The organism is Psychrobacter sp. (assembly GCF_018260395.1).
Lineage (GTDB): Bacteria > Pseudomonadota > Gammaproteobacteria > Pseudomonadales > Moraxellaceae > Psychrobacter.
In genome coordinates, this window is record NZ_JAGLBC010000146.1 from 1 (window position 1) to 5,761 (window position 5,761).

General features: G+C 39.1%; 3 protein-coding genes. 1 reads left to right on the forward strand and 2 read right to left on the reverse strand.

The window, feature by feature from the left end:
* Window positions 1-215 precede the first annotated feature (215 nt).
* On the forward strand, window positions 216-1,712 hold the full coding sequence (gene putP / locus QZ265_RS09465) for a sodium/proline symporter PutP (RefSeq protein WP_296405617.1): 1,497 nt from the start codon (window positions 216-218) through the stop codon (window positions 1,710-1,712).
* Between the two features lie 90 nt (window positions 1,713-1,802).
* On the opposite strand, the gene QZ265_RS09470 is transcribed toward putP, so the two are convergent.
* Window positions 1,803-3,356, reverse strand: coding sequence for a surface lipoprotein assembly modifier (locus QZ265_RS09470; RefSeq protein ID WP_296405619.1), 1,554 nt, complete (start codon window positions 3,354-3,356; stop codon window positions 1,803-1,805).
* Between the two features lie 251 nt (window positions 3,357-3,607).
* Window positions 3,608-5,761: transferrin-binding protein-like solute binding protein (locus tag QZ265_RS09475; protein WP_296405621.1), on the reverse strand; the 2,154-nt coding region annotated here is incomplete at its 5' end.

The window sequence follows — 5,761 nt, forward strand, 5'->3', positions numbered from 1 at the left end:
GTTTGCTATTTTTTTGTCACCTTCTTTTTATCACAATGTTCAACACGCCCTAATACATCAAGCTTGTAAAGCTATGAGTGAATAAGCTTTCAAATTATTTGATATCGTCCTATTAACTTCTGCTAATACTCTTTTGATTTATTTAAAAGAACCATTATGACAAAAAAACATAATGGTTTTTTATATTAAGAAAAATATTACATAAGGATTATATTATGAATGGAATTGATACCGGGGTGTTAGTATCGCTCGCCCTTTATTTTTTATTGATGATTGCTATCGGGATTTGGGCTTATTTCAAAGCTGATAATGACTCTGCTGGCTATATGTTGGGTGGTCGAAATTTAAGCCCAAGCGTAGCGGCCTTATCTGCAGGGGCATCTGACATGTCAGGTTGGCTATTATTAGGTCTACCTGGCTACATGTATAGCTCAGGTGTGGTCAGTATTTGGATTGCTTTAGGTTTAACTATTGGAGCTTTTGCCAACTATCTGTTAGTAGCACCTAGATTGCGTGTTTATACCGAAATTGCTGATAATGCAATCACCTTACCCGACTACTTCGCCAATCGTTTTGAAGACAAATCGCATCTACTGCGTGTTATTTCAGCTATCGTTATTATCTTATTCTTTACCGTTTATACCGCAGCAAGTTTAGCGGGTGGTGGCAAATTATTTGATAGTGCTTTAGGTATGTCTTATAGTACGGGTCTATGGGTCACTGCAGGCGTTGTGGTTTGCTATACTTTATTTGGTGGATTCCTTGCGGTATCTACCACAGATTTTGTACAAGGCATTATTATGCTGCTGGCAATGATTATTGTGCCAGTAGTTGCTTTTAGTGATCTTGGTGGCGTAGGTGCAACGACCAATGCCATTCGCAATATTGACCCAGAGATGCTTAACATCTTTAGCGGCATGACATTTTTAGGTATCTTATCCTTAATGGCATGGGGATTAGGTTATTTTGGTCAACCGCATATCATCGTTCGATTTATGGCCATTCGCTCTGTAAAAGATGTGCCGACTGCTCGTCGTATTGGTATGAGCTGGATGATAGTGAGTTTAGTTGGCGCATTAATGACTGGCTTTGCAGGTCGTGCTTATGTTCAAAAAACGGCTATGACTTTAGATGACCCTGAAACAATTTTCTTAGTGTTTACCGACTTCTTGTTTCATCCTTTAGTGTCTGGTTTCTTGTTGGCGGCTATTTTAGCAGCTATTATGAGCACTATTTCTTCTCAATTATTGGTTGTTTCAAGCTCGTTAACACGAGATGTTTACAAGTTATTTTTTGATAAAACAGCCCCTGAAGCACGCCAAGTATTAGTAGGACGTATCTCAGTAGTATTGGTAGCAGTAGTAGCGATATTATTAGCTTCTGATCCTGATAGCTCAGTATTGACGCTAGTCTCTAATGCATGGGCTGGATTTGGTGCCGCATTTGGTCCATTGGTAATTATAAGTCTAATGTGGAAACGTATGAACCGTAATGGTGCTTTGGCAGGCATGATTGTAGGTGCTTTGACTGTTATAATATGGATTTATGCAGGCTTTGAAACTGCTGATGGTACCCATCTTAATGACTGGTTATATGCTATCATTCCAGGCTTCATCTTAAGCTGTATTGCCATTGTAGTTGTTAGTTTAGCTACTGCTAAGCCAAGTGATACTATTTCTGCTAAATTTGAAGAAATGGAAGCTAATCTTTAATGATTTACTAACTTCACGTTTTAATTTATAAACAACAAAAACCTCGCCTTAAATGCGAGGTTTTTTTATAACTAAGAGTTGAGACGACAATTAAAATGACTTCGTAAATAAAATGGTGGCGGTTTTGTCAGTACGATCATCATAATATTTAAAGTTACTTGAAGTCTTTTCATAATCAAGGACTAGACGGGGGGTTAAACCCATAAGAGTCAAGTCACGTTTCCACACTTGAAAGCCTAATGACGTTGTTTTATCTTCTCGGGTGTCATCATTGCCTTCAACACGATAAGTTTGGTAAAAGAAATCTGCAATATCATCAGAGGGCTTATCAAAATTTTTGATTGCGTAGCTTGCTGATGCTAAAGTAGAAATACCTTGCGTCCATTCTTTACCCCAACCCACGTTAACTGAATTACGGTCATAACTTAAGAAACTGGTTTTATCTACATCATTCTGATATCGCCCAACGCCACCATAATAATATTCATTGGCATCTTTAATATAAAGTGCATTTAGACCCAAGAACATACCATCTGCTTCTCGTAAATTCTTATCATCATCATCTATTGTTTCGTTAGAGTACATACCGGTTGCAGTCATTTTAAGCTTTGGTTTTACCCAACGAGATCCGCTGACTGTAACTCCTTTACGCCAACTATATGGCTCTTCTCCATAAAAGCGTTTAGTCGCAAATGGACTAATTGAAACATCGTTTTTAGCATCATCGTATCCTAATGCTGTTGAAGCCGTAACCAGATAATCATTATAGTCACTATTATCCCAATAACCTTTTAAAGAAGCGTTTGCACCAATTTCAGCATAATAGTTTTTGGCTAAGTTAATACGTTTATTGGCACTGCCAGATACTTGTAAACCTTTACCTGATTCAGGCTTGGTAGTAGAACCTAATTGAGCATTAACAATTTGCTTTTCAGGAACCCCATTTAAGTTTTTATCATTAACATAACTTGCTGAAGCACTAAAACGCCACTGCTCTTGTTGCTGAATACGCTCAATCAACTGATCTACACTGGCCATAACGGGTGGTGGAATATCTGCTCCACGCAACTTTTGCAGTTGATCAGCGGCGGCCGTATACTGCTTATCAGCGTACAATGCTTGGGCCATATTCAAACGCACCGGATGAAAATCTGGATTATCTGCCAACATGTCTTTATAAATTGCAATAGCTTTCTTATTCTGACCATCACTACGATATACCAAGGCATCGGCAAATTTAATCAACATCGGATCATTAACTTGTAATGCTTTATAGTGCGGCAATAATTCTTTAACAGTGGCCATATCTTGCGCAGCCAATGCCGCGTTTAGGAACTTAGTAAAAGCTACAGGATCTGCCTTCAAAGCCTCCAGATCATACCCTTGAGCGTCTACCAGCTTCTTACGCTCATTAATTGCTTTTTGAGCTTCAGAACTTGAGACTATTGCACTAGGAACGTTGTTACCTGGAATGATGTTTTGACGTTCAAGTTTAATAAGTTCTTCGGTTTGATCCGTATTGTCTTTAGTATCTTCTATAAAGCCTGAAGGAATATCTTCTGCAGCGTGTATTAAAGGGCTGTATCCCGCACTGAATAAGACAGTAGAAGTGGTGAGGATTTTTAAAAAGTGAGAATGTGACATAGTTATCCCTAACAGTATTACTGAACGTCAATATTCAGTTTATTTCCATAAAAACCGCTTATAGCATTTTATTATACCTATCATATCTACAAGGTAAAGCGATTTGATATAGCTAGGTATAATTAGTAAATACTATAGTTTAACAATAAGATCTTATTCATAAATTTGCTTGAAAAAAAGCGCCCCTTTTCGGGACGCTTCTATTAAATTAAATTGATTTTAAGTTGAATGATTTATTAACTTAACTACTTTTATTGCTTGGTAGCTCCAAAGGTACCTTGGAATTTAGTACCAGTACCAGCAACAGTACCTTTACCAGCTGGAACTGATGCGTCTTGATAAATACCACCTAAGAACTTAGCATCTTCACCGTAGAATCCACCTGCGGTATCAATACCGTTCTTATTGCCTGCAAATGTATTGCCGGCAATATTCGCATCAATTGCAATCTTCCCTGTTGGGTTGTACTTAAAGTCGCCAGTAAATGCTAGCTCACCTTTAACAGAGTTATTCACGAAGTCAACATTTAACGCTGAAGTACCGTTTACTGGTTCAAACCCTGTATTGCCATCACCTAAGTGAATATTCTCAATATAAGTGGCTTTACCTGCATATTGAGCTTTGCCTTCGTTCACTTGTTTCAAGTAGTTTATGTCTGCTTGATTGGTTAAATGACCTTGTACATAGACATCAGCTACCCGTGATAAGTCTCCAACAAAACTTGAGTTAATATGTCCATAGACATGACCTACTTGCATCTGCTGGTCAAAGTTCTCATACACTGATTTATAGACAAAATCAGGATTTAAATTTGCTTTGCCTGCTTCAACTTTTATTTTTGTAGGCGTATCTAAGGCAATATTCAATGGCTTTTGTACTGAATCAGGTTTAACCATATCAGCACGCAATGATAACTTATTGAATGCTGTAAAGTTATCACCATTTTGGGTATCAACCGGTACTAATGTGCCATCTTTGGTAACTAAATCAGCTTGATTTAAACTCCAATTAGACTTGTCATTACGAATCTCATTATATCCAATAGCGTTGTCTAACTCTCCAGCGCCAAATGGTAAGCTTCTTTGTAAGCTACTTAGTGCCGTTGACTGAAAACCTGTCATGGCCGTATCAGGAGCTACTGTTGGGTTCACAGGTACACCTGGGTTTGCAGGATCAACTGGATCTACAGGATCAACCGGTGCAGGTGGTATAACTTTCTGTGCACCATAAGTACCTTTACCAGTAGCATCACTGTAGATACCGCCTAATAGGTTAGCATCTTTACCATAGAAGCCACCTTTGGTATTTAAACCGTTCCAATTACCTGCAAAAGCATTGCCTGTAATTTCAGCTTTAACTTTCTTGTCAGTCATACCAGAGAAGGATAACTTACCATCCACTTGACTATCAACGAAATCAACTTTGAAGTTAGAAGTACCTAACTTCGGAGCGTCGATAATACCATTGTCCAAGTAAGTTGCTACACCTTCATAGTTAACTTTACCGTCGTTAATTTTATTGTTGATATTATACTGAGACAACTCTTTCATATATGCCATGTCAGCAGAATCCGTTGACTTACCTTGGGCATAAACATTCGATAGCTTACCATCAACCGTGCTATCTAATACTCCGTATACATGGCCGATCTGCATTTGTTCATTAAAGTTGTTGTAAACCGAGGTATAGCTCATATCGCGATCTTTAGGAAGTAAGCCTGCTGAACCTGTACCCTTCACAACTACATTGCCTGAGTGAATTTTAAAGCCACTATCACTAGTACCAAAATTACTATCAGATGCGTTATTACGAATTACCAAATCAACAGGTTGTGAAGCATAAATAGTACCTAAATCATTGACGCGACTTGTAATTACATCAAAACTACTTGAAGGATTGGTGACTAATTCACCACGCTTAGATACCTGATACCCGTCAATATTATTACTTTGAACACCGCTAATGGTATTAGAAGCAGCAACGTCTGGATTTAATGGTGCTGGTGGTAGCACTTGCGATGCGGCTAAAGCATCTTCTGCCGCTTTTGCTCTCTTCTCAGCTTCTTGCTTAGCTAAAACTGCTTCATCTCTTGCTGCTTCAGCTGCCGCTGTTGCTGCTTGGGCAATTATAGTATCAGCTTTAGCTGCATCTGCTTCCGCTGTAGCTGCGGTAACTTGCGCTTGCGCTGCTGCTACCCTATCATCAGCTTCTGATTTGGCATCACCGATCGCTTGAGCAGCTGCGATTTTTTCAGCTTCTAATGCCGCTTCAGCGGCTATTTGAGCAGCTTTTGCAGTCGCTTCAGCTTGTTGAGCAGCTTGCTGAGCAACTAATGCTTTAGTAGCTACATCTTCTGCTGCCGCTTGCGCTGTCTCTGCTGCCTCTGCACGCGCTAAAGCTGCAGC

What these genes read in the sequence shown, in the direction of transcription:
- QZ265_RS09470 (WP_296405619.1), bottom strand. Translation starts at nt 3,356, where the DNA reads ATGTCACATTCTCACTTTTTAAAAATCCTCACCACTTCTACTGTCTTA.
- putP (WP_296405617.1), top strand. Translation starts at nt 216, where the DNA reads ATGAATGGAATTGATACCGGGGTGTTAGTATCGCTCGCCCTTTATTTT.